This is a genomic window from Catenibacterium sp. RTP21428st1_D7_RTP21428_210409 (assembly GCF_040227455.1).
GTDB lineage: Bacteria > Bacillota_I > Bacilli_A > Erysipelotrichales > Coprobacillaceae > Catenibacterium > Catenibacterium mitsuoka_A.
Window position 1 is genome coordinate 1 of the sequence record NZ_JBEHVX010000160.1, and the last position, 1,599, is coordinate 1,599.

The 1,599-nt window shown below is 33.6% G+C and carries 1 protein-coding gene; it reads right to left on the minus strand.

Going from position 1 to position 1,599, the window contains the following annotated elements; genetic code table 11:
- Window positions 1–178: 178 nt before the first annotated feature.
- A complete protein-coding gene (locus ABUA27_RS12615) occupies window positions 179–1,462 on the minus strand; it encodes an MYG1 family protein (protein WP_287968089.1) in 1,284 nt (427 codons plus the stop codon).
- Window positions 1,463–1,599 lie beyond the last annotated feature (137 nt).

Genomic DNA, 1,599 nt, shown 5'->3' on the forward strand with positions numbered 1-1,599 from the left:
TGTTCTGTCTCAGCCCGTCTCCCGGACTGCCTGTCTATAATACCCAATATCGCAGCGTTTGTAAAGTGTTTTTTGAAAGTTTTTTGATTTTTTTATAAAAAATATTCAAAATCTCTTATATTGTTTATTTTCATCAAAAAAAGCTATCTTATCACATAAGACAGCCTTGTTTAATAGTTTAGTGTGTTTTATTTTGTTCAGTATATTCTACAATACGTTGTGCTAGTTCCATGATGGATTCAAAGTTTTCAGCACCACCAATAAATCCTCCTGGATGGATAAAGCGTGCACCTTCTACTCCAGTAAGTTCTACTAATTCTTGATCACGTTTTCCACACCACTCTTCAGGTACTTTGATACGTGTATCAAAGCTTGCTGGCGATAGAGGAACGCCCTGAAAGTTCCATCCTCCTCTTTGAGATGGAAACACAGTTAAATAGATATCATTTACTTTATTGCTTTCTGATTTAAGTAATGTACCTTTCCATGGGACAAACTGTTCTAGAATCATAATATGATGTTCTGATAAGTCAATTTGTGCTTCAACATAATCCATTCCTTGAATTCTACTTACTTCTGAATGAATGCAGGTATCAAATATCTCTTTAAGTAATGCTTCACCATTTTTATGATAATGTTCCATTAAGATAGCGAGCTGTTCTACTGGATAAGCAGTGACTTCATCTGTTTCTTCACGTTCAAAAGAAAGTGGCTGCACAAACATCTTATTCACATCATATACACCTAATTCTGCATGTTTACTTGATTTATTATAATAAGTGATGATTTCTTCACCATATTCTTTCCACATATCTATGGCATCACCTTCTTCATTAAAGATGAAACAATTCGCTTCATTGGCTTTATCTAAGACAATCTTCTTCATCACCTGATCTAACCAGTCATAACCATCATCCCAATCAAGTTCATTATTATTATAAACATCCTTTAAATATTCAATATATACATTAAATACCATTCTCATGAAATCAACTGATTTTAAAAATGCTTCGTCTCCACTAATAGGTGAATTCCAGAAAGGGTTACTAATAGAAATGACAGATGAAATGGTCATGGAAATGCGTTCACCTTCTCCATTATCCAATGCATCAATAGGCATGATGATCTGATCATCTATATCATAAAAATATTCGTCTATATAATCTTGAATTCCTAACTTTTCTAAAATCTGTATTCCATAATCACGCCAAATAAGACCTACAGAAGAATAAGCAACCCCATTATCTCTTCTTACTTTATCATCTTGATGATGATCATACTTTCCTAAACCAATATCATAGACAAATGCATCTGTATCTTTTTCATCTATTTCTGCAACTCTTGCAAGTGGAATATCTTCATATAATATTTCTAATAAGACTGTTGCCATAACATCATCTGCATGAAATGATCCAGCATGAGTTATAAACTTTGCGTCCTTTTCTTCTACTATCGTAATCATACTATCTCCTTATGTGCTCTTATATAATCATACCATTCTTATCTAAAATTTACACTAAGAAAAAAAGCCCTCCTGTTGGAAGGCATAAAAAAAGGACCTGGCAGCTTGCTATTGTCGCGTCTTCACACTATCGTCGC

Coding starts and splice junctions, on each gene's coding strand:
- ABUA27_RS12615 (WP_287968089.1), bottom strand. CDS start 1,462: ATGATTACGATAGTAGAAGAAAAGGACGCAAAGTTTATAACTCATGCT.